Source organism: Streptomyces sp. NPDC002690, assembly GCF_053592415.1.
Window position 1 is genome coordinate 1 of sequence record NZ_JBSFVR010000653.1, and the last position, 2,191, is coordinate 2,191.

Below are 2,191 nucleotides of genomic sequence, written 5' to 3' on the forward strand. Positions count from 1 at the left end.
AGCCGAACCGGGGCGCCGGGCGGTGCCTGCCGCGCCACAGCACGACGGCACCCCCCAGGAAAAGGACGCCCGCGACCCCCGCGGCGGGGGCGGTCCAGGCGGCCGGTCCGCCGTCGCCCGACTCGGGGTCGGGACCGGCGCCGAAGTACTTCTTGCCGTAGCCGGCGGCGGCGGCCTTGTTGTCCGCCAGGGCCGCGCCCTTGCCCGCCGCGATCGCCGCCGCCGGATCGACGATGCCGTAGCCGTGCGTGTCGTCCCTGCCGCCGGACGGTGCGTCGCGGGCCGTCCGGGCGAGGAGCGTCTTGATCTGCGCCGGGGTGAGGTCCGGGTGGGCGGCCCGGACCAGGGCCACGGCTCCGGACACGAAGGCCGCGGCGGCCGAGGTGCCCCACTCGATGTAGTAGTGCCGGTCCGGGTTGGCGACGACGATGTCGACGCCCGGCGCGCTGACGGTGGCGTACCAGTGCCGGGTGGAGAAGGAGGCGTGGGTGCCGTACTTGTCGACGGCGGCGACGGCGATGACCCCGGGGTAGGCGGCGGGGTAGGAGGTGCTGTCCCCCTTCTCCCCGCTGTTGCCTGCCGAGGCGACGACGGAGACCCCCTTGGCGAGGGCGTACTGGATGGCGTTGTCCTCGGAGGCGTCCGCGTGGGCGGACTTGCTGTCGTCGCCCAGCGACAGGTTGATGACGTCGGCGCCGTGGTCGGCGGCCCAGCGGATGCCGTCGGCCAGGGCGGTGCCGCGGGAGCTGCGCGCCTTCGCCCGGGAGGTGTCGGCGGATTCGAGGATCACCCGGATCGGCAGGATCTTCGCCCCGGGCGCGACGCCGAGGACGCCGTCGCTCTGGCCGGGGCCGTTGCCGTGCCCGGCGATGATGCCGGCCATGGCGGTGCCGTGCAGGGCCCAGGCCTTGTCGCCGGGGCCCGCCCCGAAGCCGATGAGGTCCTTGCCGGGGAGCACCCCGCCGGCCAGGTCGGGGTGGGTGTCGTCGACACCGGTGTCGAGCACCGCGACGGTGACGCCCTCGCCCTTGGTGGTCCGCCAGGCCTGGTCGGTGTGGAGGGCGGCGAGGGCCCACTGCTGGTCGCGGATGGCGTCGGCCCGGGCGGGGGTGGCGGGCAGCAGCGCGAGCAGCCCGGCCGCGCACACGGCGGTGACGGCCCGGGCGGCCCCGGAACGGGCGGCGGGGACACGGGCGGTGCGGACACGGGTGCTCATCGCGGCTTCTCCTCCGTCAGGTCGGCGAGCGTCGCGCGCAGAGCGCGTTCCACCCCGTCGGCCACGCCCTCGGCGTCGTTGCCCAGGCCCGCCTCGGCGACGGCGGTGGTGGCGCCCCGGGCCATGGCCGCGGCGGCGGGCTGCGGGTCGTGGACGGCCCGTCCGTCCGCGAACCCGGAGACCGCGTACACGAGTACGGGCACCTCGGTGAGGACGTGCGTCGTCCAGCTGGCACGCTGCCCGGCCCCGAACCCCTCGGCCACGGTGCCCGGAACGGGGTACGTACGGGGCATCAGGTCCTTGCGAGCGCCGAGCTTCTGGTCGGTGAACCGGGTGCCGAGCGCCCGCATCGCTTCGGCGTCCGCCTCGGTGAAGACCATGCCGACGGTGATGACGCCGGACCGGGTCGCGTCGGTGTAGGTGGCGCGGACCACGCGTACGCAGCCCACCGGGCCGAGGGCGCGTACCAGCAGCGGATCGAGCGCCTCGACGCAGTCGCCGTCGGCGGCCACCCCGAGCCGGGTCCAGACCCGGTCGGCGCCGCCCGGTCCGGTCCCCTTGCCCGGGAGGGTCCGGGGGAAGAGCGTGTCGACGGGGAGGCTGTGCCAGGCGCTGCGGGCGGTGGACCAGGAGGTGTCCCCGCCGGACGAGGCCGAGGCGTCGTCGGTGAGCCAGGACCCGGCCGCCGCGCCGCCGATCAGCCCCAGCCCGAGCACGACGCAGGCTGCCGCGGCGGCGGTCCTGGCACGTTGCCGGGGCTCCGGTTTGATCGGCCGCAGCCGGGTCGTCGTCTCCATCGGCGTCTCGGGGAAGCCGTAGCGCGGCGGTACGGGGTACGCGCCGGGTGGCCGTACCCCGTACGGGGCCGGGGGCCGGCCGTGCGGGGCGAAGGCGGTCGGATACGGCGGCGGGGCGAAGGCGGTCGGATACGGCGGCGGGGCGAAGGCGGTCGTGGGCGGGCGGTGAATCCGGTTC

Annotated in this window: 2 protein-coding genes; both read right to left on the reverse strand. The window is 76.3% G+C overall.

Annotation, left to right across the window (positions count from 1 at the left end):
• Window positions 1–1,216, reverse strand: a 1,216-nt coding sequence (gene mycP, locus ACWD3D_RS36365; protein ID WP_451464932.1) for a type VII secretion-associated serine protease mycosin, incomplete at its 3' end; no start/stop codon positions are given.
• On the reverse strand, window positions 1,213–2,013 hold the full coding sequence (locus tag ACWD3D_RS36370; protein ID WP_451464933.1) for a hypothetical protein: 801 nt from the start codon (window positions 2,011–2,013) through the stop codon (window positions 1,213–1,215). The genes ACWD3D_RS36370 and mycP, both read right to left, overlap by 4 nt.
• Window positions 2,014–2,191: the final 178 nt, after the last annotated feature.